The sequence below is a fragment of the Enterovibrio makurazakiensis genome (genome assembly GCF_050336585.1).
Lineage (GTDB): Bacteria > Pseudomonadota > Gammaproteobacteria > Enterobacterales > Vibrionaceae > Enterovibrio > Enterovibrio gelatinilyticus.
Genome location: NZ_JAKJSE010000012.1, coordinates 127,621 through 154,452, shown reverse-complemented (window position 1 = coordinate 154,452; position 26,832 = coordinate 127,621). Strand labels below are relative to the sequence as shown.

Genomic DNA, 26,832 nt, shown 5'->3' with positions numbered 1-26,832 from the left:
CCCTCACCTTGTGTGTGTGAATCCCCTACCGTAACATCATCGCAACACACCTGCGGCCATCACTTACTGCGTCGTTAGAGGTAGTAAAAGACAAGACTAAGGACGGACTATGACCAATATAATCAACGGTACAAATGGCGACGACATCATAATTGCGACTGATGATGCCGAAATCATCTATGGTCACGATGGCGACGACTTCATTCGTGCTGACGGTGGCGCAGACACAATTTATGGCGGAGCCGGTAACGACACACTTATTGGTGGGAAAGACGGTGATGAATTACATGGCGGTGAGGGAGACGATCATCTTCGCGGTGGATTAGATGTCGATTACCTCTACGGCGACGAAGGGAATGATCGGCTTGAAGGCTTCGATGGCGATGACTTTCTATACGGCGGCAGCGGTAACGACTTTCTCTATGGTCAAGATGGTGTGGATGAGCTTTACGGTGGTGATGGTGATGACCGCTTGTTTGGTGGTAATGGCGACGACCTCATTTATGGTGGCAATGATAATGACATTCTATTCGGCGATGACGGTAACGACATATTAAACGGCGAAGAAGGTAATGATGTGCTTTGGGGTGGCGAAGGCAATGACACCCAAAATGGCGGCACTGGCGATGATTACATGTCAGGGCAGAATGGCGACGACCTTCTGCATGGCGATGAAGGCAATGACACACTACTAGGTGGCGATGGCGCCGACACCATGTATGGCGACGATGGCGATGACATGTTGTTTGGCCAAGCAGGTGACGATTACCTAAACGGTGGTGAAGGTAACGACAAACTTGAAGGCTTTACTGGCGAAGACACGCTGATCGGCGGAGCTGGTGATGATGACCTTTGGGCTGGTGATGACAACGATATTATTGACGGCGGTGACGGTAACGACACGATTTCTGGCGGTTGTCACGACGACGATATTGAAGGCGGCGCGGGCAATGACATCATTTATGGTGATTCTCCAAACTTGTTAGTTAACGGCAACTTTGAAGCTTGGGGCAGTAACGCCGGGAATGAATGGGCCTTACTCGACGAAACAGAACTGGTTGGATGGCACTCGTCCAACGGCAGTACCGTAGAAATGCAACAAGGCTCGTTTATTGGCACGCCACACAATGCAGTCACAAATACTGTCATGGAAGTCGACCTTGCTGGTGAATCTATTGAACAGACTGTCAATGTTGCATACCTAACAACAAATAGTGATACCACTTTCAATCTTTCATTTGATTATGCCAGTCGAATTAAAGACGGAGATAATAAAACCAGTGGTTTTACTATCGACGTAACAGACCAAGACGGCAATGTCCTGTTTTCTAAGTCTATCAAAAATGAATTGAACATTGATATCTACCAAACGTTTGACGGTCAGGTAGCGATACCTCAAAACACCTCATCCATCACAGTCAGCTTCAGTGGCCATGGCGCTGCAGATGGGTTTGGTGCACTGATTGATAATGTCACGCTGTATAACATCGATGACTGTGAAGGTGATGACGTCATTAATGGTGGCGCTGGTGCGGACGAAATCTACGGCAATGGTGGTAACGACACCCTTTCAGGCGGTATCGGCGCAGACTATATTGATGGCGGTCAAGGAGATGACGCTATCGATGGCGGTGATGACAATGACTACCTCCATGGAAATGGGGGCAATGACAACATAAAAGGTGGTGCTGGCGACGACAAAATATTCGGCGACACTGGCGAAGACATGTTGCTCGGTGGTGACGGCGATGATCGCATCCACGGTGGTGGCGACAACGACATCATCAAAGGTGACAACGGCAACGACAACATTCAAGGCGGCCACGGCGATGATGGTATCTGGGGTGGTTATGGCGAGGACACCATTCAAGGCGGCTATGGCAACGACTATGGTGACGGTGGGTGGGGCAACGACATCATCAAAGGCAACCAAGGTGATGACAATTTCGCTGGTGCCAATGGCGATGACTGGATGTCGGGCGGTACTGGTAACGATAATTTACGCGGCGGCAATGGTAACGACCGTATGTTCGGTGGTGACGGAGACGATTATCTGCATGGTGGCAATAACAATGATGAAATTGATGGCGGCAGCGGCATCGACACAATCATTGGTGGCTACGGCAATGATATTCTTCGAGGTCAGGACGGCGACGATAGTCTAAATGGCGCAGATGGCGACGACAAGGCGTGGGGTGGTAACGGTAACGACACCGTTCTTGGCGGAGGTGGTAATGACCTTCTTGGTGGTAACGACGGTAACGACTACCTTAACGGTCACAGTGGTGATGACATTCTTAACGGCGGAGCGGGCCACGACACTTTATTGGGTGGACTTGGTCATGACAGACTTATCGGTCAAAACGGAAATGACAGAATCATGGGGCATTCTGGAGATGATTACCTCGTCGGTGGAACAGGTGCTGATACCTTCGTATTCCGTAATAACAATGGACACGACACCATTCAGGACTTCAACCGATTCGTTGATACGTTGGAGCTTGATAGCACGTTAGCGACGCATTTCAACCAAGTCAACGCTGAACAAGTGGGCGCATCAACAGTGATTACCTTTGATGGCGACAATACAATCATTACACTCAAGCAGTTTAATGCAGACCATGTAACCGCAGATATCTTTGATTTCACCACAGTATAATTGAAACGCTAAAAACAATAATGCCACCCTAATGGGTGGCATTGTTTTAACTAACCACTTTATGGTTGTTTCAACACATATCTGCTTTTTCGGATTTATTCTTTACCGAACACGTTGTTTTCTTGTTCTTGAACGCGAATGAACGTGGTGCGTTTTGTGAGTTCTTTTAGTTGCGCAGCACCAACGTAAGTACAAGTAGAACGTACGCCGCCAAGAATGTCAGAAATAGTGTCATTCACTGTGCCACGGAATGGAAGCAGCACGGTTTTACCTTCTGCCGCGCGGTATTTTGCAACGCCACCAGAGTGTTTCGCCATCGCGCTCTCAGAAGACATGCCGTAGAACTTCATGAACTGCTTACCGTCTTGTTCAATCACTTCACCGCCGCTTTCTTCGTGGCCTGCTAGCATACCGCCAAGCATCACGAAATCAGCACCGCCACCAAAGGCTTTAGACACGTCACCCGCGCATGAACAACCACCGTCACCGATGATACGACCACCAAGGCCGTGCGCAGCATCCGCACATTCGATAATGGCAGAAAGTTGCGGGTAACCTACGCCCGTTTTCACACGAGTGGTACATACTGAACCTGGGCCAATACCCACTTTCACGATGTCTGCACCCGCAAGAATAAGCTCTTCAACCATGTCGCCAGTCACAACGTTACCTGCACTGATCACTTTGTCAGGGAATGCTGCACGTACACGCTCAACGTATTGAACAAGATGCTCAGAATAACCGTTAGCAATGTCGATGCAGATGAAGATCAACTCATCAGACAATGCCATGATATCTTTGGTTTTTTGAAAATCAGCGTCAGACGTACCGGTAGACACCATCACATTGTTTAGTGTCTTCACATCAGCATCAGCAACAAACGCCGCCCAGTCTTCAACGGTGTAATGCTTGTGAATTGCCGTCATACAACCATGCTCAGCAAGCACCTTGCCCATTTTGAATGAGCCGACTGAATCCATGTTCGCAGCAATAACTGGTACACCAGACCATTGACGACCACTGTGCTTGAATGTAAAATCGCGGGTTAATTCAACTTGAGAGCGGCTTTTTAGGGTAGAACGTTTCGGGCGAAACAGTACATCTTTGAAACCCAACTTCAAGTCTTGTTCGATACGCATGTGTCTTTTCCTTACTGATTAAGACGTTGCCCTTTCGGACATATGCTCATGAGACATTTCACTATTGGCAGATAGTGCAAACATTCACCAATGAGCAGGCACAAAAAAACCGGAGCGTTGGCAGACGCTCCGGTTTTCAGCATTATAGGAACAGAAATATTATTAACAAGACTGATATTAGTATTTTTTTTATGATACCTTTTATCAGATTACATCCTTGAAAAACTGTCCAAAACCACACTCCCCACTGCTACACCTCGCTTCCAACCTATTGTTTTAAAAACAATAAAAACCAACAACTCTTCAATTGCAACTAATCTATTCGACGTTCTTTGAACCTTGTTCTCAACAGACAAAGAAAAGGCCACGTAAAAACGCAGCCTTTATCGGTTATTTTTCCTAATTTAGATAACTTGCCAAGGCCCCCACTCTCCGCTGGCTGTAGGGTCATCACCCTGAGTCCAATACTTCGCTTGGTAAGTCACGCCATTTATCGTCACTTGATCACCGCCGCCGTAGACTGCTGTTGCATTCCAAGTCGAGTCACCCGGTGTAGGATCTGGCGTTGGGTCTGGTGTCGGTGTTGGCTCAGGATCTGGTGTTGGATCGGGATTTGGTGTCACATCGCCGCCACAACTGCTGTCGCTCGTTTCAGTCCAAACGCCCCACGGTCCTGTCGTGCCAGGTTCTTTACCTTGAGTCCACCAGCCAGCTTTCCACGTTTTTCCAGCATGGCTAACAACGTCGCCGGTGTTATAGGTCGATGTTGAATCCCAAGCAGTTACAACACATACGCTATCACTGGTTACTTCAACCGTGCGCAAAACAGAGACTGACTGGTTGGCACTATCTGCCACTGAATAGTTCAAGGTATACGTGCCGACAGTCGCTGTATCGACTTGCCCCATAACCTTAATGGCAGATGTAAGGTCACCGTCTTCAGTATCACTGGCAGACACACCACTCAGCGCATTAAACGCTGCACCAACTTTGATGCTGGCATTATCAGTGCCCACGAACACAGGCTTATCGCTGAACACTTCTACCGTGCGGTTAGCTGTCGTGACGTTATTATCGGCATCTGTCACTGAGTACACTAAACCTGTGGTGCCCAAACGGGTTGTATCAACAGCGCCTTCAACAACGATGCTCGCTGTCAAACTACCGTCTTCTTTGTCACTGGCACTCACGCCGTCCAAAGGATTAAACGCTGCGTTTTGACGTACTCTCGTGTTATCAACTCCATTGAAAACAGGCTTACCCGTGACAGGACCTGCATCATCAATCACTCTCACGCTCGGATAGCCCTGATGCGAACCATATTTATTGGTGACACATGCTTCATAGTCACCAGGGACGAGCGCAGAATACGCGGTTTGATAACCCACCAACTTACATTGGAAAGAAACGGGGAAACCTGGGGTGTAAGTGTAATCCTGCTCCCAATTGGTATAGAGCACATCCGTCGCGCCATTGAGGTTCAAGCTACCGTATGGCGTTTGTTGCCAACAGGTATTCGCTTCATCCGCTTCAATGGGGATTTGGTAGTGGGCAGCAAGGCCTTCCCAATAACGAATTCGGTTTACTGGCTGGCCTTTGTCTTTGTTTTGCTCACCACATTCAATACCACCATTGATGATATTAATAGTGGTACCAAACCCATAACCAATACCTGCATCGGTCTCGCGCTGAGAAGGTGCCCATGTACGGTCGATAACATGCAACATGGCGGGTTTTGGTGCTTGAGGCGTCAAAAAGAACCAAATTGCAGACGCCAGGTTTAACCATGAATCCGCGACAAGCGCAGGGTTGTTCAGTAATACGGTGGCATCGCCATCGAACATGACTTCAGAGAAAGGGCCATAGTTAAAATGATAGGAAAGCTGTTTAGCACCACGACCGAAATAGCCTTGACCCGCAGCACAAGGCCAACGCGCGTTTTGCCAATCGGTTTGCCCACATCCGGTCGTATAACCTTCCTGACCTTCGGACCACCCCATCTCACGGACATGCACCAGAGCCTGCTGCCACTCTTCCAACGCTAAAGGGTTATCCCAAACATTATCAACGGCAATGTGTCCGCCGGTTTCTTGAGAAAAGTGAGCAAAAGCAGTAATGATGGATTTCTTGCAGATAGCATCGGCATCACGACCATCAGTGTAATCGCCACAGAATGCCGGGAACTTACCTATCGCTTTAAGAAAACGCGTGTAGGTATACTCAGGAGCGGCCATTTGCGTCAGGAATTGCCAATCTGATGATGTGAATACCCTTTCAGCACGTTTTACATTATCCGGGTTAGATGCCAACCCTGAATCAATGGCATCTACGACCGCATTTGATTCCGTCCTAAGCGCTTGCGCCCATACGTCATACATAGGGTCTGTCACTTTCATTGATTCTGCGGCCTGAACTTCTGAACGCAACAAAACGTATCCCCCAGGATTATCTGGGTCTGGTTGTGGGTTCATTGTCACGCCCGCTTGAGCGAGGAAGCTAGCACTAAAAATAGCACTGGCCAGTACTGAATGTTTCATCGTTAATGTTCCTTATCGAAAATTTGATTCAGTGTGTACACTGGTTTAACCAATTAACGCTGCGGGATCTGTGCCTTACTCAACCTTGTACCTTTGCCCAACGCCACCGACGAAATATGCGATACGGTGTCGTGACTGTTTTTGTGATTGAAAAGGAGAAGTGGCGACTATTTTTGCCTCACAGCCAAACCAATATATTCACTGTGGGAATGTGAAAATGAGAGCCAAATGCCAGTAGCCCCACCCGAAAGGTTTAACATGATGGGTTTCCGAGTCACATCAATATGTTATGCAACAGAACGTGTGAAATAACCGCTAAAAAACTGCCGATACCAATGAAAATCACAGGCTGTATAGATGCAACAAACAACAAGTGCCAACCGCAAACGCATAGATTATTCATATGTGTTAACGTATTTTCTCTCACTGCGATGAGCCCACATATCTCGCTAACAACGCCTGCTAGCATCTTTGGCATTTACCCAATCAGCCTGAAGATGTTCGATTCAGGTTGTTTGGGTATATTGCCGCTTTTATAAAGAAAGGAATGCCATGAACGATGCCGCATCCATTATTGAATCGCTAAGAAGCCAAGGCGATCCAAAATCCGCCCAGAGTTCCGCGCGTTTTTTTAAATCAGGGCCAGGGGAATATGGAGAAGGCGGCAAGTTTATTGGCGTACGGGTACCCGCTCTTCGACATGCTGTCAAACTCCACCGAGCAGCAACTCTTGATACCATCGCGCAACTGCTTGCCAGTGAGTGGCATGAAATACGCTTGTTTGCAGTAATACTGTTATCAGAGCAATTTAAGAAAGCGAACACTGCTGACAGAGAAACGATCTACCATTTCTACTTGTCCCAGTCTCATCGAATCAATAATTGGGATTTAGTCGACAGCTCTGCACACCATATCGTGGGGGGCTATTTAGCTGATAAAGATCGTTCCATACTCTATGAACTTGCAGACTCGACATCCCTATGGGAACGCCGCATTGCCATGATGGCAACCTTTACCTTTATTCGCCTCAACCAGTTTGACGACACAATTGCACTTGCAGAAAAGTTGCTGTTTGACAAAGAAGACTTGATCCACAAGGTTTGCGGTTGGATGTTGCGTGACGTAGGAAAACGAGACGTGGCTCTGTTGCGAAGCTTTCTCAACACTCATATCGCAGATATACCAAGAACTATGCTGCGATATGCGATCGAAAAACTCGATAGCGAGGAGAGAAAACATTTTCTCTCCCTTTAAGTGAAGGACGCCGCTAAATACTTCTTAGCGATTGGATCTCTTCATCGATGATATAGCCTTTACTGCTGACTATCTTTTCCAGCACTTCCACACGGGATCTCAGCGTATCCAGTTCCTTCTGATATGCGTGATTTAGGCCCGTCGTTTTTTGATGGTTAATCTCAAATTCGCGTAATTGTGCACGATAAACAAAGTAACTACGCAACGTTTTCGCCGCTAACGCGACAGCAACGGTGGCAAACACAAACAAGAACACATCCATATTCTTTCCTCCATCCATGGTCACCGACTTTATAAGGGAGTTAGGGGAATTGCGCTATTGAGTAGAAGAAATGCTAGGAGTTACATCATATATATGAATAAAAAGAGCGCACTTGGCGCTCATTTTTGATATTTATTTGACGAATAACAGACGGTTAAATCGCTACTCCTTGCCGCTGATCTTCGCTCATAGCAGGCTACGACACAGCCCATTGCGACAGAGTACGCTTGAAATCTTGGTAATCAAATTCATTCAACAACTGCACTTCCCCGTTGCTGCGTTGGCAATAGATGGATGGCATTCTCAACCCATTGAACCAGTTCAGCTTCACCATGGTGTAACCTGCGCTATCGGAAATATGTAGACGTTGACCAATCTGCAACGGTTCATCAAAGTTTGCCACACAGAATTGGTCACCCGCTAAACATGAACAACTGCCAATCACATACGTGTGTTCGCCGCTTTCAGTCGCTTCCTCAATCGATGCTGGTTCGTTGTAGATCAGCGTGTCTAGGCGATGCGCCTCCGTCGCGCTATCTACAATGGCGGTTTGCATGTCGTTTTCGACAATATCGACCACAGTGACAACAAGATCCGTCGTTTGGGTGATAATGGCTTCACCCGGCTCAAGATACAGCTGCACGCCGTGTCGCTCGCTGAATGTTTTTAGCGCAGACGCGAGTTTTTCAACGTCATACCCTGGCCATGTGAAGAACACTCCGCCGCCCAAGCTCACCCACTCAAGCGAGTCGAGATAAGTGCCAAACTTGTCCGAAATGGCATCCAATAACCCAATGAATGCATCCACATCTTTGTTTTCGCAGTTCATGTGGAACATTACACCATCTAGCGATGCAAACACCTCAGGGTCAATCTTGTCAGCATGCACACCCAAACGCGAAAACTGACGCGCAGGATCCGCAAGATCTTGTCCGGCATAGCTCACGCCTGGATTCAGCCGAAGGCCTAGCGACGCTTTGCCTTCCACTAAGTGGCGGTGTGCTTTCAGTTGTGACTGACTATTAAAGATCAGCTTGTCACAAATATCCGCAACCTCACGCACGTCATCTTCGCTATAGCCAACGCTATACGCATGGGTTTCGCCGCCAAACGTTTCGTGACCAAGCTTCACTTCAAACGGGCCGCTGCTCGTGGTGCCATCAAGATAAGGCTTGATGATGTCAAACACGCCCCACGTAGAAAAGCATTTCAGCGCCAGAACCAGTTTCACACCGGACAAGGCTTTCAGGCGCTTTGCAATCTCGAGATTACGGATCAGTTTGTCTTCATCAATCAGAAAGTACGGGGTCTTTAACTGCGATGGGGTCAATTGCGATGTTTTCATTGGCGATGCATTCATTACTTTTCTCACAAAAAGCCTGCGACGTTCATTCGAACTATCGCAGGCTTTATCAGCAAACTTACTTCAGGGTATTGATGGTTGGCGCTTGAGGCTCAAGCTCTTCAACACCCCAATCGAGGCCAATTGAAGGCATTAACTCAAGGAATGGGTCTGGGTCCAGCTGTTCCATATTGAACACACCTTTTCCGTTCCATGCGCCTTTGAAATAAAGCAATGCGGCAGTGATCGCAGGAACGCCAGTGGTGTAAGCAATGGCCTGATGCTCAACGTCTTTGTAAGCCACTTCATGATCAGCATTGTTGTAGATGAACACGCTGCGTGCTTTACCATCTTTCGTGCCTTGTACCCACGTACCGATACACGTTTTACCTGTGTAACCAGGTGCGAGCGACGTTGGGTCTGGCAGAAGTGCTTTCAGCACTTTCAGCGGCTCGACCACTGTACCGTCTTGCAGAGTGACAGCCTCTGGGCTCAACAGGCCGATGTCGCGCATGCAGTTGAAGTAGTTCAAGTAGGCATCGCCAAAGCCCATCCAAAACTCGATGCGTTTTGCAGGGATGAACTCTTTCATTGAACGCACTTCATCGTGCGCCATGGAATAGACTTTATGGCTGCCCACCAGCGGGAATTCAAATTCCATCATACGGGTATGACACGCCACTTGTTTCCACTCGCCATTCTCCCAGTAGAAAGAATCGCCTTGGATTTCTAGCATGTTGGTTTCAGGGTCAAAGTTGGTCGCGAACTTCTTCCCATGGTCGCCGGCATTCACATCCATCACATCAATGGTGTCGATCTCGTCAAACAGGTGTTTCACTGCGTATGCCGCAAACACACTCACCACACCCGGATCAAAGCCCGCACCAAGAATACCCGTAATACCCGCTTCTTCAAATTTCTCGCGGTAGCCCCACTGCCAATCGTAGGCTTGTGGCACTTGCTGACCTTCAGAGCAAAGGTCAACAGCGACTGACGTATCAAGGTAAGAGATTTTTGCTTGGTAACACGCTTCCATGATTGCCATGTTTACCCATGGAGGCCCCGCATTGATCACCAACTCAGGTTTTACGTCTTGGATCAGCGCAACAAGCGCATCAACATCATCTGCATCAACGGCACGTGATTCGAGCTTTAGGCTTGGATCTTTTAAGTTATCGCGCCCTTTGATCGATGCAATGATCGCATCACATTTTGCCACCGTGCGCGATGCGATTGTTATGTCGCCCAATACGTCATTGTTCTGTGCCGCTTTGTGCGCAATCACCCAACCAACACCGCCCGCACCAATCTGTAAAATTGCCATGTTCTTAATTCCTTATAAGACAAATAGTCTTGAAAACAGTGCGATGCCTTTGCCTATCAGCAATGAAGCAAAGACATCAAACTCAATATTTAACCCTGAACTTGCTTAACCGCATCGTCAGCAAGGCTCTCCAATTCATTCAACAAGCTATCGAAGTCGCTTAGCTTCAAGCATGGATTAAGAAGCGTGAACTTAAGTGCCACATTTCCATCAACCACGGTTTCGCCAACCACTGCGCGCCCTTTGACCAGAGCATCTAATCGGATTTGCTTGTTGAGGTAGTCAAGGTCGAGACCTTGATTCACACCCACATATCTAAACAAAACCGTTGATAAACACGGTGCTGCCAGTAGTTCAAATTGAGATCGGTTGTTGACCATGTCAGCCACAAGCTGCGTTTGATTAAGCAAGTGATCAACCATAGAACCGAGCGCTTGAGGCCCAACATTCTGCAACGTCATCCACAGCTTGAGCGCGTCGAAGCGGCGTGTTGTCGCGATAGACTTATCGACCAAGTTTGGCAGAACGTCTTCTTCACGGTTGAGGTAGTCTGCATGGTGGCGAATATACCCAAAGTGGTTTTTATCTTTGAGGATCACAGCGCCACAGCTGATCGGCTGGAAGAACATCTTGTGGAAGTCGATAGTTAACGAGTCAGCACGTTCGATGCCTTCCAAACGGGCATGGTGCCTGCTAAGTATTAACGCACCGCCGTAGGCCGCATCAACGTGCATCCATAGGCCGTGTTTTTCTGCAAGCATCGCAACATCGTCCAGATCGTCAATCGCACCATGGTCTGTGGTACCTGCCGTGCCAGTGATGGCAAACGGGATTAATCCCTCGGCTTTCAGAGCCGCCAATGTGGCATCGGCCGACTCAATGTCCATGGTGCCGTCGCTGTAGGTATCCACACAGATCACCGCGTGCTCGCCCAGCCCCAACAAGGACGCAGATTTTTGCATGGTGAAATGCGAGTTTTTCGAGGTGATGAGACGCAGTTTATCTGCGTATTCTGGCAAGCCATCTTTTTGAACATCAGTCCCTGAGATCTTTTCGATGGCGTTATCTCGCGCCATCAACAGACCCATCAAGTTACTTTGCGTGCCGCCACTGGTGAACACGCCATCTGCTTTTTCATCAAAGCCAAAGCGCTGGCATAACCAATCCGTCACTTCTTGTTCGACGAAGGTCGCTGCACTTGCTTGATCCCACGAGTCCATCGACTGGTTCAGCGCGGTAATAAAGGCTTCCGCTGCAACAGCAGGGATCAGCGGTGGCGTGTGAAGGTGGGCAATACAATGAGGATGCTGAACGATGATCGAATTCTTCGCGATCAGATCGCTGGTTTCTTCGATGACGTCATCCAATGACTGCGGCGTTTCACCCAAATTCGCATGGCGGATTTGCGAGGCCAACACAGTAGGATCTATGCCACTGTATGGCGATTCCGAGTTTTCGAAGATCTTCTTCAGCGCTTGGGTGGTGGCGTTCATCGCCGCTTCAAAGCTCTCTGCGCCATCTTTGCCCGTATGGATAAAGTGATCACGCCAGTTTTGCTGAAGAGTATCGGCAGGCTGCACAGCTTGCGTTGGCTCAACGAGCGATTCAATCGCGTCTTGCAACGCCTTGAGTGCAAAGTCGATTTGCTCGAACGTAATAATGATGGGTGGTAAGAAGCGAAGCACCGATCCTTCACGCCCGCCCTTCTCAATAATTAAACCACGTTCTAACGCAGCGCGTTGAATAGCGACTGTCAGCTCGGGCGCAGAAAGCGGTTCACCAAACTTGTTCTTGCCACCTTCAGGGTCACAAATCTCAACGCCTAGCATTAGACCTTTGCCACGCACTTCTGCAATACAACTGGTTGTTGATGCGATCTTTTCAAGCCCGCGGCGAAGGTAATCACCCGTGATTTTGGCTTTGTTCGCAAGGTTATCGCGGCGAATAATCTCCATTGTTTTCGCACCAGATACCATCGCAAGCTGGTTGCCACGGAAGGTACCGGTATGCTCGCCTGGCAACCAAGTATCTATCTCTTTATCAAACACCAGTAGCGACATGGGTAGACCGCCACCAACGGCTTTCGATAGACACAAGATATCTGGCGTAACGCCGGATTCTTCAAACGCAAAATGCTCGCCAGTTTTGCCAATGCCACACTGAATTTCATCAAAGATAAGCAAAATGCCGTTTTCTTCGGTAATACGGCGCAGTTCTTGTAGCCAAAATGCAGGGGCTGGAATCACACCGCCTTCGCCTTGTACTGGTTCAACAATAATAGCCGCAGGCTTTTGAACGCCACTTTCGTCGTCAGCCAACATACGCTCAATATAACGAAGCCCTTGGCGCGCGCCTTGCTCACCTTGAAGACCAAACGGACAGCGCAAGTCATAAGGGAATGGCAAAAAGTGCACATCGGCCATCAGGCCTTGGCGACGAGATTTAGTACCTAGATTGCCCATCAACGCCATGGTGCCATTTGTCATACCGTGATAAGCACCGTGGAAGGCGGCAATGGTATTTCTGCCCGTGGTTTGCTTCGCCAATTTGATAGCAGCTTCAACAGCATCAGCACCAGAAGGGCCACAAAACTGCACTTTGGTATTGTCAGAGAAATCTTGCGGGAGGAAGGCCATCAATTCACGAATGAAATGGTCTTTAGCAGGGGTCGTGATATCAAGTGTTTGATACGGAATACCCGCATTCAACTGCTCAATCACTGCCTGATTAATTTCTGGGTGGTTATAGCCAAGTGTTAACGTTCCTGCTCCAGCAAGGCAATCCAGATAAGTTTGACCGCGGGTGTCTTCAACCATCGCGCCAGAGGCTTTCGCAATGGCAAGTGGTAATCGACGAGGATAAGAGCGAACCTCGGATTCGTAGTGCTCCTGGCTCAGCAACAGCTCATCAGGTGTAAGATCGTGTAGCCCACTCAAAACAGGTACGTTTTGGGCTGTGTTTGTGTCTTGAATATTATTGTTGGTAAAGCTAATCATTATTTTTGATCTTCCATGTTCCACTTCCAACATTCAGTTTGAATGACGACCACAATCCCCAAGCACGGCGTAAGTGCATGAAAGTGCGGTTATTATCAGAATGTAGGTAGCGCACACCCCCGAATTCATCGGGAAATACCCGCGACAAATGCATCATGCATAGTCATCGGAAACCAAAGTGTGTATTGAAGCGCGGATTCTAGAACGCAAAGCGGCACGATCAGATCGTGAAAAAAGCTCAAGCGTTAGGAGTGCGCCTCAATGGAACGGAATGTTCAAGGCTCAGTAATGATACTGCAGTTGGGTAAGACGAAGCTGAAATGTGTGTATGACTTAATCACAGTTGGGTTCCTCAATATGCCCCAGACCTTCTGGATTGCATTATCAATGCCCTTCTACTGGAGAGTTGTCCCCAGTACCTACGGTGCGACAACAAGACTCAAAAAAGCCGTGCCACGTGTGTCTCGAAAAGCGCGATGTTCGAGATTGTTGCGAAAAATAACAAAGCTACTTTTTGAACACAAGTGAATTTTGTAACCAAGAGCAAAAAAAATACACATAAAAGCAACAAGGTGCACTTTCGGGAGCAGTTTTCTTGATGAGTATCGCCGGTGCTTTGGCTACAGCTTATGACTCTCGCAAAGCAACCCATTGATACTTCTTCATTCCAGGGTTCATCGACGCGAGAGCATGGCTGGGAGAAGCGTTAGGAAGGCGACCCTACTTTTCGGGGCAACATCAAGCCAAGGGTGAGTTCAGAATCTACGAACTAAGCATGACACTGAAGATAAATAGTAATTTTCTCTATAAAAGTTAATACTTTCGCACCTGTTTAAGCGCAATTTTCCCGCATATTATACAACCTGATTTTTAAAGGTTAGGTTGTACAGTGGAAATGATTAGCCAATATAAAAGCGTTGTAGAAAAGCAACCGTATTTATCAGAAAGCAATAATTTTGAAAGTATTTTATCCAATGAAAAAAAGGAATTCTTAGAAAAAAATGGGTATGTCATCATTGAAGATGCTGCCCCAACAAATCTTTGCAATAGCTCTGTTGATGCAATTTGTGAATTCTTAGATATCTCCCGCATAGAGCCAAGTTCATGGTACAAAGAGCGACCTCTAAATTCTATTGGATTGGTACCTTTACATCAACACCCCGCATTTTGGGACATAAGGCAACATCCTAAGATATATAATACTTTTCGTCATCTCCTTGGTGAAGATGAACTTTGGGTTACAATGGACAGAGCCTCATTCAGACCTCCATGCAGATATGATTTAGAAGCATATGGTAACGATGAAAATCCCATGCATTGGGACTATGACTTCCGTCTACGAAATAAAAACTTATATCAAGGCCTCATATACCTTACTGATACACATCAAAACCAGGGTGCATTTGCATGCGTCCCTAGCGTTTATAAGAAAATAAGAGATGGTAAATTCGAGCACGCGAATGCACTAGAAAAATTTGGTTCAAAAGGTTTATTTCTACGTGATGTCATGGAATTCACGGAGAAGGATATTATTACTATTGATGCTCCTGCAGGTAGTTTAATTATCTGGGATGCACGCCTGCCACACGGGTGTGTAAGCAATCACTACCATATGCCTCGTTTTGTTCAATTTATCACTATGTTTCGTGCTGATGATATTGACTCAATACCAACAGAAGTAGAGCAAAGTCGCGATGAAAGAATAGACTGCTTCATGAAAATGAGAGCCCCTGAATGTCATAGAAACTTGAATGGGCAACCCGATCCTGAACCATATAACAGAGCCAAGTTAAGCTCTCTTGGGGAAAAGCTACTTGGGGTCAAACGCTGGTAGTCACCTACTTTTATGAGTGCAGTCATCGTGCTGCATTCATGTACCGAGAGAGAATAATATGAAAATAGCACTCATTGGCCTAGGGGATATTGCATCTAAAGCTTACTTACCAATTCTGTCGCAAACGCCCAATATTGAACTTATTTTATGCTCACGAAACATACAAGTTTTAAAGAATCATTGCCATAGATATCAAATAAAACAAAGCTGTACCAATATTTTTAGTTTGAAAGAGCTAAATCCTGACGGTGTCATGATCCATACCTCTAGTGAGTCACATCATACAATCGCTAGTTACTTTTTAAAATTAGGCATCCCTGTTTTTGTTGATAAGCCTGGAGCAATGACTTTTCACGAATTTCGTGAACTGTCCGAGTTATCAGAACAAAAGAATACCCCGCTATTTGTAGGATTTAACCGAAGATATATACCAATTTGGAATGAAGCCATTCATTCAAACGATCTAAGAAGCATTCACTGGAAAAAAAACAGAGTCAATTTAGTTGCAATGCCGAGAGATTACATTTTCAATGATTTTATTCATGTTATTGATTCAGTCAACATTGATGGTGAACTTTCAGATGCAAACATAAACATAAACTTCATTGGGAAAGGGAGTAAATTATCCACCATCAATGTGGAATGGAAACAATCAGGGAAGATTTTGACCGCCAGCATGAATAGAGAATATGGAAAGACATGTGAGTCCGTTGAGCTTTCTCTTATAAATGAAAGCTATCTATTTAACAATTTCACCCAAGGGGTCCACTGCATCAATGGGACAGAGCAGATAATTAGATCTTCTGATTGGAGTGATACGCTATATACAAAAGGGTTTCACTCAATGGTTGAACATTGGCTTGATATAGTAAGAAATAGGGAATCCAACATAGGTCACACACAACGAAGCTATAGTACACACTCAGTTTGTGAAACGATTACTCAACACATCATGGATAGACTATGACCGACAAGACGTTAGACGAGTCAAAAAATACTGAAGCTGTCAGTATGGGGCTAATAAAAATCACATGGCCTATCTTTTTGGAAGTTCTATTAACATATTTAATTAACTTCACAGACATACTTTTTTTGAATAAAATATCCGAACAGTCTGCCGCTGCAATTGGAACATTGATGCCAGTTGTAGTCATCCCTATTGTTATATTGCATTCATTATCCATCGGCACCACAGGCGTTCTTGGGCGAATGCTAGGTGCAAAAATACATGACAAGTTAGCAAAGAACTATCTATACACTGTTATATTCAATTTTTTCATTGGCCTAACAGTTATGATCGCATACTTATTACTCCATAATGAAATAGGCACAATGATGGGGTTGAGTAGCGAGATGAATGATCTCACATCCGCCTACTTACTTATTTTCACACCTGCACTATTAATTAAATCCATCCAAATAGGCTACGGTAGTATTTTAAATGTAAATGGATGGACAAAGCTGAACATGCAATCAACGCTAGTTGCCAACGCCGTTAACATTGGGCTTAATACGCTCTTTCTCTTCGGTGGATTAAACATAGGATTTAGTGGTGTTGAATGTGTGGCATTGGCCTCAGCCCTTTCATATTTTACGGGATTAGTCATTGTTATCTACTTTGTTCACATAAAGAAGAAAATCAAATTTGACTTTTCTGGCAGCTTTAAAGATTTCAAATCTTATTTATCACAAGTGTTAAATATAGGTGTCCCAGCCACAATGGAGCCTATGTCTTATGAGCTTAATAGATTTTTTATTACGATCACCGTCATTTCACTTGGTGCATTGGCCATCTCGACAAGAATCTACACTCTTAACTTGATTTTGATACCCATTATATTTTCCCAATCAATTGGCGTGGGGAACCGAATTATCATCTCTCACCTTTTGGGTTCAGGTGAGCTTGAGAAGATAAAAAATCAGATAAATAAAAGTATTACTCTTAGCGTCGCTGGTAGCAGCTTCATGCTTTTCATCATCTGGATGTTGTCCGATTACGCATTTCTCATTTTCACCCAAGATCCCAACATCTTGGCTTTAGGTGCTACTTTGCTAGCAATTGATCTACTTCGCCATCCTGCAGGCGCTATAAATATGGTCGTCGTTAACAGTCTCGTTGTTTCTGGTGATGCTAAGTACCCAGTTGGACTATCCATTACCAGTATGTGGTTACTCTGTTTACCCATGGTTTATTTCTTTGCCATCGTACTCGATTATGGCTTGATCGGCGTTTGGTTAGCTTTGCTCGTGGACGAATATCTCCGGTGTGCAATATGCTTAACACGTTGGCGAAATGGTCACTGGAAAAACCAACCCCAAGTGTTCGCCTAGCCTGTCATTGTTCAGGCTATAAAGAAGTCCCCATGGACTGATAGTTTGCTAACTCTTTTTCAAGCTGTATCTCAATCAACTCTTGAGATACAGCATTGAACATCTGAGATAGCGATGCTTTCTGAGCTTCGTTAGCCCCACGTATAATCGGAGATAACATTGAGAGTCGATTGTTTCTACGGCGATTGAATATAGAAAAATCTGATGTACCAGTTTCAGACCAACGATTATCCAATTGTAAGGCGGCATGAGAACGGGCAAAAAATGTGAATGGTATTCGAGGATGATTGCACGGTTTTTCATACTGTCGATACGTCTTATCAGATATACCGAGAAACTCAGCCAGTCTCTCTTGAGACAGCCCCAAGTGGTCACGAATTAACATCATGTTTTTTGCCACTTTAACGTAGTAGTTAAGTTCAATATCAAGGAGTACATCACTTAAATCGGGGACTAATCCCGAACTCACAATGGGTGTGATCGTGCTCTTCGTGATCTCTTGACTGAGCAGACACAGCGAATTGAAGGTGGCATCGCTAGCATGAGAAACCGTGCAATAAAACGGAGCCATTTCCCAACACGATGAGGATATATTTAGATACGGTGAATATTCAGTACCACACAACAGTAAATTGTTCGGAGAACCTGTCACAATTGACCATCTCGCTACTGAATGCATTTTTGCAACATCAACACCTTTCTCATACTTTCGGTATTGTGCAATTGACACACCAAAGGCATCTGCCATTGATTGCTGTTTCGCACCTGTAGTACGCCGATATCGAACTAAGTTTTTACCAATTTGTTGTGCAACTCCCTCATTGTCAAAATCCAAGTGCATGGGTGCCGGCAAGTTATTGATTTTTTCAAAGCAAAAATAGTCCAACTTAAAACCTTAATCAGCGTAAATTTGTGCATTGAGTAGACTATTGGTTTCCCTAACAGTTAATCCAGTGCCAAAAGGTTACTTTTGGTTAAGTTGCGACCTGCATATTAGATTTCTGCTTTCATAGTCAAGCAGAGGAACCTACACCCAAGATGATTCGCCATTTCATGTATTCAAAGCATTGTCATCACTGCGCTTTTATTAAGGCGACTAAAATTACCCTTTCAAAAAACAACAAGGCAGAAAAGCCTAGGAATCCCCTAGGCTTTGGTATTTGAAATCTACGGGCGTATTGGAACTGTTATTTTTTCAACGATTGAAGAAGCACTTCTACCGGTCTAACCAAGGCAACGATGATTTCATCTTGCGGTTGTGCAGAGTCAGAAATCTGCTTCGCGTATTTCGTGAACTCCGCGCGACTTAGGGTTTCATTGCTGAGTTTTTTTGAAATCAAAAGGTTTCCTAATTTCGCCATCGCGAATGCGTGTTCAGCAACCGGGATAGAATCCTTCATGGCGTGATTGTTTGCCATTAGGCTAACCACCGCATTGTGATTGGCGATAATTTTATAAAAGTCACCTTGGAGTGTGAGGATGTCTTTTTCTTCGTTAGACAGAGCCAGTTTTTCCATGTCGCGTATACGGTAAGACTCGACTGGTAAGGTATCGACATAGCGATTCAAACGTTCGAATTGATGATAAACACCATTGTTGAATTTGATCCAGTTACGCGCGTAATACTGAGCGGGTTCAATATACGTGGCCAAGGTGTTTAGCGCGGTTACATCGGTGGTACCCGCCAATCGAACTCGCATAGTATATGGCGTGGTTTCATGATCTAAGCCAACAGAGACCGTAGCCCACGCAGATACAGATTGCATGCGTTCGTACATAGAATCTTCGTCTGTGAGCTCTTTTGGTGACCATAGGCGTTCTGCAATCGCGTAGGCACGTGGGTACAAACGTACTGACAGTGTTTCGTCAGATACGTTTTCGGCCCACAGTGTCATCTCACCACCCAAAATTTGCTTTTCTAGGTTCTTAGGAAGTGCGAAGGGTTTGATGTTGTCTGGAATAACGGTTCCTGCCATATCGGTACCCGCAGTCTTATCGCCAAAGGTTGGCCAACGAACGTTACCAATAACTTGATATGAGGTGTCACCCTCAATCTTTCCGTTCTCCATGTCTAACACGAAATTGGTGTAAGACATGAAGTTGTCGAAATGACCGACGAAACGTTTGCCTGCTTCGTATTCCGTGACAACCACTTCAGCACGAGGTTTGCCTGCGTAATCAGTGAATGCACGCGCTTGACCGTTTTTGTCAGTGATAATGGTCAGGGTTCCGGTTCGGTCAGATCCTTTACCACGTGGTTTGCTCCACGTGTAGGTTTCGAACGTCTCGCCGCTGTGCAGAGCGTCATCAACGGTCAATCCTGACGGCATTGGGTCGTTACGGTAGTGGTAGCTCGTTGGCTGAGGTTGGTCAATGTAGTAACCCGTGGAAAGAATGCCTGTGTAGCCTTCTTTTGCAGCATCCGCGAGAGATTCATGCCCACGCCAGGATTGGATTGTGATTGTCTTTGGCAAATCAGGGTGGAATATTTCATCCCAACCGCTCATGTCTTTGTCGTATTTTGCTAGGATTTCTTGAACTTTGGCATTGAAGTAAGCTTGTAAGGCTCGAGGGTCTTTGATGCCTTGTTCCTTCATGTACGCTTGAATTTTTGCGTTCTTCTCCCATTCACCATACAAGGGTTCATCACCCCCAATGTGCAGGGATTTGTCAGGGAAAATGGCTGCCATCTCCGACACAATTGCATCAACAAAGGTAAATACATCTGGATTAGTTGGGTCGAGTAGCGGTGGGAACACACCCCACTCCGCAGTGCCCTCATAAGTTGATGCATCACCTGAACCGAGGTTAGGGTACGCCTTTACAATTTGGCTGGCGTGCGATGGCAGGTTGATTTCAGGGATAACTCGAATACCGCGATCGCGTGCATGCGCTACCACGTCTTTAAGTTCTTCCTGTGTATAGAACTGCCCACCAAGCGATGTTTCTTGAAGCAATGGATAGGCTTTTGATTCGATGCGCCAGCCTTGGTCATCCGTAAGGTGCCAGTGGAGTACGTTCAACTTCGCCGATGCCATGCCGTCTATTTGACGCTTGATGGTTTCAAGCTCAACAAAATGTCGCGATGAGTCGATCAACAAGCCACGGTGTTTGAAGCGTGGCTCATCGTCGATTATTACGTTCGGTACGTAGGTTGAGTTTGCATCCGTCGTTATCAATTGCAAGAAGGTTTCTGCGCCATCAATTGCGCCGTCAGGATACGCCGAGGAAAGCGTGATCTGTCCATTTTTGCTAGTGATTTTGTAAGACTCATCGGTATCAATAGTCTGTACCAAAGACGTTGATGCCGCTTTTATATCAATCACTAGGGTTGCATCTGATTGTTGGTCTGCAATCGGATTGTTGAGTAGCAAACCTGTTTGTTTTTGCACACGATCAATAATGCGTTGACTCAGCTTTTCAACACGCTCGGAGCTATAACCTGAAATGAACAAAGAAAAATCTTGGTTAATCTCGGTGTTGCCTTCTTGGAGAGAGACCGAGCTTGGGTAAGGCATTAATTGAAGATCAGTGTTTGGCGCATCAGCAAGAGTTACAGGGGACAACAGAGCGGCAGAGATCAATAAACTGACAGCGGACTTCTTCATAGTTTTCCTTCAATACACATTATTTATTGGCGAATAGCATTTTTAGCTAAGTGCTTTGCGATTAAATTCAAGCTATAAATTAATAGAACAACCAACAAGGCTATCAATAGATTAACGTGATTTTTAGCAGCTATTTTTCGACATGGCGTTTAATAATTTTAGAAGGGCTCACAGTTATGCGATTGAGTGCAAGAATAATCATTTAATTCAATATGTTAACGCACCGTTTCCACTACCAACTCAAGGGTTATTTTCGCGGTTAAATATAGCTTTTACGAATGTATTTTGCCGTAACTCAGCGGCCTAGATGTTTAGAGAATTAGAGGTACGTTGTTTGCGCATAAAGCAAGATGTTGGATACAAATACCACTTAGAAAATAATGCAGGTTTGACCCGAACCAAAGCTCTTGTCACTGAGTAATCAATCAATTTACCACTCCTTCCTACCTGCTTTGCACCCTACTCTCTAATCGCTTAAGCTGATTCCTCTTGGGCAAGGAAGTGCCCATTATCGTGACATTGCGTGGACTAGGGATTATGAATAATTTTCGGGTTTTTCTATCAGTTTCGATATTTATAATAAGCGCATACTTCATTGTTGACCTGATTGTTTACAGTTTTGATTGGTTGCTGTTTTTTGTAAGTGCTGCTGGATTTGTCTGCTCGCATTATTTGTGGCCCCCAAAACATGACGATGAGACTTCATGGTATGACGTATTAGAAGTGATAGTTAATCTTCCATTTAGATCTGTATCATTATTCATTCGAGGACTAGGTAAAGTCTTTAAAGATGTAGATGCGGGGATAGATTTGTAAATAGACATAACAGCCATATTTCTTACTTCGTCCGGCGGCTGCACTTAAAAGGGCTTAGAGGCTTAGAGGCTTAGAGGCTTAGAACAAAATATACAGACGAAAAAAAAGCCCACCTTTCGGTGAGCTTTCTTAAAGATGGTGCCCCGGGCCGGACTTGAACCGGCACAACGCGAACGTCGAGGGATTTTAAATCCCTTGTGTCTACCAATTCCACCACCAGGGCACGCAATTCTTGATTGCGATGATAGGCACCATCGTCGTATGTATTTCTACATACTTACTTCCGATGAATCGAAAGTCAAAATTTGGAGCGACACACGAGGTTCGAACTCGTGACCTCAACCTTGGCAAGGTTGCGCTCTACCAGCTGAGCTAGTGTCGCAGTATTAATCGTTTTTCAACGATTAATAAAATGTGGTTGCGGGAGCCGGATTTGAACCAACGACCTTCGGGTTATGAGCCCGACGAGCTACCAGACTGCTCCATCCCGCGTCCGATTAACCGTTCAAAGTACGGCGTAAACTTACTCTTCTTCAGAGCTTTATCTCCCGACGTATCAGAAGACAAAATTTGGAGCGACACACGAGGTTCGAACTCGTGACCTCAACCTTGGCAAGGTTGCGCTCTACCAGCTGAGCTAGTGTCGCAAATGGAGGCGCGTCCCGGAGTCGAACCGAGGTACACGGATTTGCAATCCGCTGCATAGCCACTCTGCCAACGCGCCTTTGTTTCCCAACCCCTAGGGGTTCATACTCACTGAGGAAGTTGCCTTCCTCGTTGGTATGTGCCGCATTCTACCTAACTTTATGAGGCTGTCACGCATTAATTTAAGGGTTTTAGTTCGTTTGCTTTCTTATTGAGCAAATATGATAAATATCAGCCACATTGATCAAATTTTTAGCAAAAAGCTCTGGAAATTTTTCTCACAGCCCTTATAGAACACGCTCTCTGTATTCGAGATACAAAAAAGCCAGCAAGGTTTTGCTGGCTTTTCAATAACAAGCTAACGGTTTATCCGTTACTGTTAGATGGCTTGAACGTCAAAATCAATCTCAGTGTTAACGTCTGCGTCGTAATCAACACCGTCAATACCGAAACCAAACAGCTTCAAGAACTCTTCTTTATACTCAACGTAATCAGTCAGCTCTTTCAGGTTATCTGTGGTGATTTGAGGCCATAGCTCACGACAGTACTGTTGAATGTCGTCACGCAGTTCCCAATCGTCCAAACGTAGACGATTTTTGTCGTCCACTTCTGCAACCGAGCTATCGGCTTTGTATAGGCGCTGGCTGAACATGCGGTAAATCTGTTCCATACAGCCTTCGTGCACGCCTTCTTCACGCATTTTCTTGAATACCATGGCGATGTACAGAGGCATCACTGGAATCGCAGAAGACGCTTGTGTCACAACACTCTTTAGTACTGCAACGTTAGCCGTTCCACCTGTAGCAGAAAGCTTGTCGTTTAATGCTGATGCAGCACGGTCTAGATCCATCTTGGCACGGCCCAAAGCGCCATCCCAGTAGATTGGCCAAGTCAGCTCGGTACCGATGTAGCTGTATGCGACAGTTTTACAACCATCAGCCAATACGCCGGCATCAGAAAGGGCTTGCATCCAAAGTTCCCAATCTTCTCCACCCATAACGGTGATGGTGTCTTTGATTTCTTCATCAGTAGCAGGATCAACACTTGCAGAGATGATTTCATCTTTGTTGGTATCAACCGCTGTTGAGGTGTACACCTCACCAATTGGCTTCAGCGATGAACGCACCACTTCGCCCGTTTTTGGCAACTTACGTACTGGCGATGCCAGTGAGTAAACCACCATATCGATCTGACCGAGCTCTTCTTTGATCAGTGCGATGGTTTTCTTTTTCGCTTCGTCAGAGAACGCGTCGCCATTCAAGCTCTTAGAATAGAGGCCTTCTTCTTTCGCTAGTTTGTCGAATGCAGCAGTGTTGTACCAACCTGCAGTACCTGGCTTTTTCTCTGTGCCCGGCTTTTCGAAAAACACACCGATGGTCGCTGCACCACCGCCAAACGCTGCTGCAATGCGCGATGACAGGCCATAGCCACTAGATGAACCGACTACGAGCACACGTTTGGGTGCATTTGCAATTGGACCTTGAGCCTTGGTGTATTCGATTTGCTCTTTTACGTTGGCCTCACATCCTACTGGATGAGTGGTCGTACAGATAAATCCGCGAATTTTCGGTTTGATGATCATATTTAATGTTCCTTTCAAAGTTGGGCTTAGGATAAATACTTCATCTTGTTTTCGCACTCGTTTTTGTCGCAAAAGGCGCGTTTCAGTCAGTGGTTGGAGGTGTTAACGTAAAAAAACGCCGCAATTGCGGCGTTTTTGTCGATAAGATCTCGCTACGAGTTACGCGGCTTTTCCTTTCTTGCCACTTTTCGCAGGTTGCTTACTTGTATCAACAAACCAAGATGGTTCGAAGTTATCAACCTGAATCGCTTTCGAACGCAATGCGTCAGCTTGCTTGATTTTGTCGACTTCCTCTTGTGTCAATACATTCAGTTCTAGGGCTTTTTCAAGCCTGTCGCCCAAAATGCCCTTCGCAGGAATTTGCCCTTGCTTAGCAGCCACGGCCATTTTCTTCTCTAGTGGCTTAATAGCCACCATCGCTTCAAATGCGCGTTCCATGATGGCGACAGGGTCGTCTTCTTTTGTTCCTACATAACAAAGGTGCGTTAAACGCTCGCGATGTGCGCCTGGTGTCATCAACAGATCCGCAATTTGGTTGCTGATAGCATCTGATGGGGCATCAAAATGCAGGCCAATCGGGAATAACAGCGTTTTCAATGTACGACCAACGCCCTTACGCGGGAAGTTGTTGAACGCACCATCAAAGGCTATCGCACATTGATGTAAGCAGTGCTGCAACGAATAGTGAACGAAAGGTAAATCTGTTTGCTGGCGGCCTTCGTCTTCATAACGTTTCAAGACTGCTGATGCCAAGTAGAGATGACTCAGCACATCCCCCAAACGAGCAGACAACATTTCACGACGTTTTAACTCGCCGCCGAGCGACAGCATAGAGACATCTGCGGTTACCGCTAACGCTCGGCTCATGCGCGACAGTTGACGGTAGTAATCTGCTGTTTCGCCTGACACCGGTGAACGGTTTAAGCGCGAACGAGTAAAGGCATTGGTGAACGCCATCAAGACGTTTTTCGATGCAAAGCCGATATGCTTCATGAGCAAGCCATCAAACTCTTGCGCACCTTTTGCATCATCGGTGTTCGCTGCCGCTTCCATTTCCTGAAGCACGTACGGGTGGCATCGTGTCGCGCCCTGACCAAAGATCATCAGGTTTCGCGTCAGGATATTTGCACCTTCTACCGTTATAGCCACAGGCATGCCGAAGTAATGGTGACCAATGTAGTTCAATGGCCCCAGCTGAATTGCACGTCCCGCATGGATATCCATCGAGTCATTCAAGATGGTACGCGCCAGTTCAGTCATGTGATATTTGGCAATCGCCGTGACAATACCCGGTTTCTCTTTCATGTCGAGCGAGGTGGTAGTTAGCGTTCGTGCCGCTTCTAACATGTAGGTGTGACCACCGATACGCCCTAACGCTTCAGCAACGCCTTCAAATTTACCGATGTGCATGCCAAATTGTTTACGTACGTACGAGTAGGCTCCAGTCGTGCGGGCTGCTAAGTGGCCCACCGCTGTGCCAAGCGCTGGCAATGAAATACCACGCCCTGCCGACAGACATTCCACCAGCATGCGCCAGCCTTTGCCCACATAATCTTGTCCACCAATAACCCAATCCATTGGGATGAAGACATCTTCACCACGTGTCGGGCCGTTCATGAATGACAAACCTAGCGGGTTGTGACGCTCGCCGATTTCAACGCCTTCATGATCTGTTGGGATCAACGCACACGTAATCCCTAAATTCTCTGTATCACCAATGAGGCCATCAGGATCATCAAGCTTGAATGCCAAACCCAATACGGTGGCAACAGGTGCTAGCGTTATGTAGCGCTTGTTCCACGACAAGCGAATACCCAGCACCTCTTCGCCATTGAACTTACCCATGCAAACCACGCCCTTATCAGGGATAGAGCCAGCATCAGAGCCTGCTTCTGGGCCAGTCAATGCAAAACATGGAACATCATCCCCATTGGCTAAACGTGGCAGCCAATAATCTTTCTGCGCTTCAGTACCATAGTGAGTAAGAAGCTCTCCGGGACCTAAAGAATTCGGCACCATGACGGTTACCGCTGCACTTAGGCTACGTGTCGCAATGCGTGAAACAATGGTTGAGTTCGCGTAAGCCGAAAATGCCAGCCCACCAAACTCTTTCGGAATGATCAACGAGAAGAATTTTTCTCGTTTGAGGTATTCCCACACTTCTGGAGGCAGATCTTTGCGTTCTTGAACGACCTCAAAGTCATTCAACATCGCCAGCAAGGTTTCCAATTGGTTATCAATGAACGCCTGCTCGTCGTCCGACAATCGAGGTTTAGGGTAGTGCAGCAAGGTACCCCAGTTTGGATTACCAGCGAACAATTCGCCGTCCCACCAAACACTGCCAGCTTCCATTGCTTCACGTTCTGTAATCGACAACGGTGGAAGTACTTTTTTGAAGAACTTAAACGCAGGGTCGCTCAAATAGCGTCTTCTTAGCGATGGTTGAGAGCTCATGATTCAGATCCTTTTGTTTCGTCAGACGTTAATGTTTTTTATTTTTATA

15 protein-coding genes and 5 tRNA genes are annotated in these 26,832 nt (G+C 46.1%); 5 read left to right on the top strand and 15 right to left on the bottom strand.

Going from position 1 to position 26,832, the window contains the following annotated elements:
• The first annotated feature begins 109 nt into the window (after positions 1-109).
• Entirely contained in the window at positions 110-2,659 is a 2,550-nt protein-coding gene (locus tag L4D06_RS10575; RefSeq protein ID WP_429739284.1) for a calcium-binding protein, read from the top strand.
• A 95-nt stretch (positions 2,660-2,754) separates the two neighbouring features.
• On the opposite strand, the gene L4D06_RS10570 is transcribed toward L4D06_RS10575, so the two are convergent.
• Positions 2,755-3,798: a GMP reductase gene (locus L4D06_RS10570; RefSeq protein WP_274165680.1), complete on the bottom strand. Its 1,044-nt coding sequence runs from the start codon at positions 3,796-3,798 to the stop codon at positions 2,755-2,757.
• Between the two features lie 404 nt (positions 3,799-4,202).
• Entirely contained in the window at positions 4,203-6,335 is a 2,133-nt protein-coding gene (locus tag L4D06_RS10565; RefSeq protein WP_429739282.1) for a glycoside hydrolase family 19 protein, read from the bottom strand.
• Positions 6,336-6,887: 552 nt separating this feature from the next.
• On the opposite strand from L4D06_RS10565, the gene L4D06_RS10560 reads away from it, so the two are divergent.
• Positions 6,888-7,589 (top strand): DNA alkylation repair protein, encoded by a 702-nt coding sequence (locus L4D06_RS10560; protein WP_429739280.1) that lies wholly within the window; start codon positions 6,888-6,890, stop codon positions 7,587-7,589.
• A 13-nt stretch (positions 7,590-7,602) separates the two neighbouring features.
• On the opposite strand, the gene L4D06_RS10555 is transcribed toward L4D06_RS10560, so the two are convergent.
• The 4 genes from L4D06_RS10555 to L4D06_RS10540 all read right to left on the bottom strand — a co-directional run bounded on the left by L4D06_RS10555 (position 7,603) and on the right by L4D06_RS10540 (position 13,513).
• A complete protein-coding gene (locus L4D06_RS10555) occupies positions 7,603-7,851 on the bottom strand; it encodes a hypothetical protein (RefSeq protein ID WP_274165677.1) in 249 nt (82 codons plus the stop codon).
• A 196-nt stretch (positions 7,852-8,047) separates the two neighbouring features.
• A complete protein-coding gene (nspC, locus tag L4D06_RS10550) occupies positions 8,048-9,181 on the bottom strand; it encodes a carboxynorspermidine decarboxylase (protein WP_429739320.1) in 1,134 nt (377 codons plus the stop codon).
• A 91-nt stretch (positions 9,182-9,272) separates the two neighbouring features.
• On the bottom strand, positions 9,273-10,517 hold the full coding sequence (locus tag L4D06_RS10545; RefSeq protein WP_429739278.1) for a carboxynorspermidine synthase: 1,245 nt from the start codon (positions 10,515-10,517) through the stop codon (positions 9,273-9,275).
• A gap of 89 nt (positions 10,518-10,606) precedes the next feature.
• Positions 10,607-13,513: a pyridoxal phosphate-dependent class III aminotransferase gene (locus L4D06_RS10540; RefSeq protein ID WP_429739276.1), complete on the bottom strand. Its 2,907-nt coding sequence runs from the start codon at positions 13,511-13,513 to the stop codon at positions 10,607-10,609.
• An 895-nt stretch (positions 13,514-14,408) separates the two neighbouring features.
• Here L4D06_RS10540 and L4D06_RS10535 point away from each other — a divergent pair.
• The 3 genes from L4D06_RS10535 to L4D06_RS10525 are packed head-to-tail and all read left to right on the top strand — an operon-like array spanning position 14,409 to position 17,678.
• A complete protein-coding gene (locus L4D06_RS10535) occupies positions 14,409-15,347 on the top strand; it encodes a phytanoyl-CoA dioxygenase family protein (RefSeq protein ID WP_429739318.1) in 939 nt (312 codons plus the stop codon).
• Between the two features lie 58 nt (positions 15,348-15,405).
• Positions 15,406-16,314 (top strand): Gfo/Idh/MocA family protein, encoded by a 909-nt coding sequence (locus tag L4D06_RS10530; RefSeq protein WP_429739274.1) that lies wholly within the window; start codon positions 15,406-15,408, stop codon positions 16,312-16,314.
• A complete protein-coding gene (locus L4D06_RS10525) occupies positions 16,311-17,678 on the top strand; it encodes an MATE family efflux transporter (RefSeq protein WP_429739272.1) in 1,368 nt (455 codons plus the stop codon). Before L4D06_RS10530 ends, L4D06_RS10525 begins: the two co-directional genes overlap by 4 nt.
• Before the next feature lie 16 nt (positions 17,679-17,694).
• Here L4D06_RS10525 and L4D06_RS10520 read toward each other — a convergent pair whose 3' ends face one another.
• The 9 genes from L4D06_RS10520 to L4D06_RS10480 all read right to left on the bottom strand — a co-directional run bounded on the left by L4D06_RS10520 (position 17,695) and on the right by L4D06_RS10480 (position 26,783).
• Positions 17,695-18,564 carry a helix-turn-helix domain-containing protein gene (locus L4D06_RS10520; protein ID WP_429739270.1) on the bottom strand — a complete coding sequence of 290 codons (870 nt, stop codon included), beginning with the start codon at positions 18,562-18,564 and terminating at the stop codon, positions 17,695-17,697.
• Positions 18,565-18,865: 301 nt separating this feature from the next.
• Positions 18,866-21,286, bottom strand: a complete 2,421-nt coding sequence (locus L4D06_RS10515; protein ID WP_429739268.1) for a family 20 glycosylhydrolase — start codon at positions 21,284-21,286, stop codon at positions 18,866-18,868.
• A 952-nt stretch (positions 21,287-22,238) separates the two neighbouring features.
• A tRNA-Leu gene (locus tag L4D06_RS10510) sits at positions 22,239-22,325 on the bottom strand.
• A gap of 83 nt (positions 22,326-22,408) precedes the next feature.
• Positions 22,409-22,484 (bottom strand) — tRNA-Gly (locus L4D06_RS10505).
• A gap of 33 nt (positions 22,485-22,517) precedes the next feature.
• Positions 22,518-22,594, bottom strand: a tRNA-Met gene (locus tag L4D06_RS10500).
• A gap of 79 nt (positions 22,595-22,673) precedes the next feature.
• Positions 22,674-22,749 (bottom strand) — tRNA-Gly (locus tag L4D06_RS10495).
• 3 nt (positions 22,750-22,752) lie between these two features.
• Positions 22,753-22,826: transfer RNA gene (locus L4D06_RS10490), tRNA-Cys, on the bottom strand.
• A gap of 300 nt (positions 22,827-23,126) precedes the next feature.
• Entirely contained in the window at positions 23,127-24,329 is a 1,203-nt protein-coding gene (fabV, locus tag L4D06_RS10485; RefSeq protein WP_429739266.1) for an enoyl-ACP reductase FabV, read from the bottom strand.
• 159 nt (positions 24,330-24,488) lie between these two features.
• Positions 24,489-26,783: an acyl-CoA dehydrogenase gene (locus tag L4D06_RS10480; RefSeq protein ID WP_429739264.1), complete on the bottom strand. Its 2,295-nt coding sequence runs from the start codon at positions 26,781-26,783 to the stop codon at positions 24,489-24,491.
• Between the last annotated feature and the right edge of the window lie 49 nt (positions 26,784-26,832).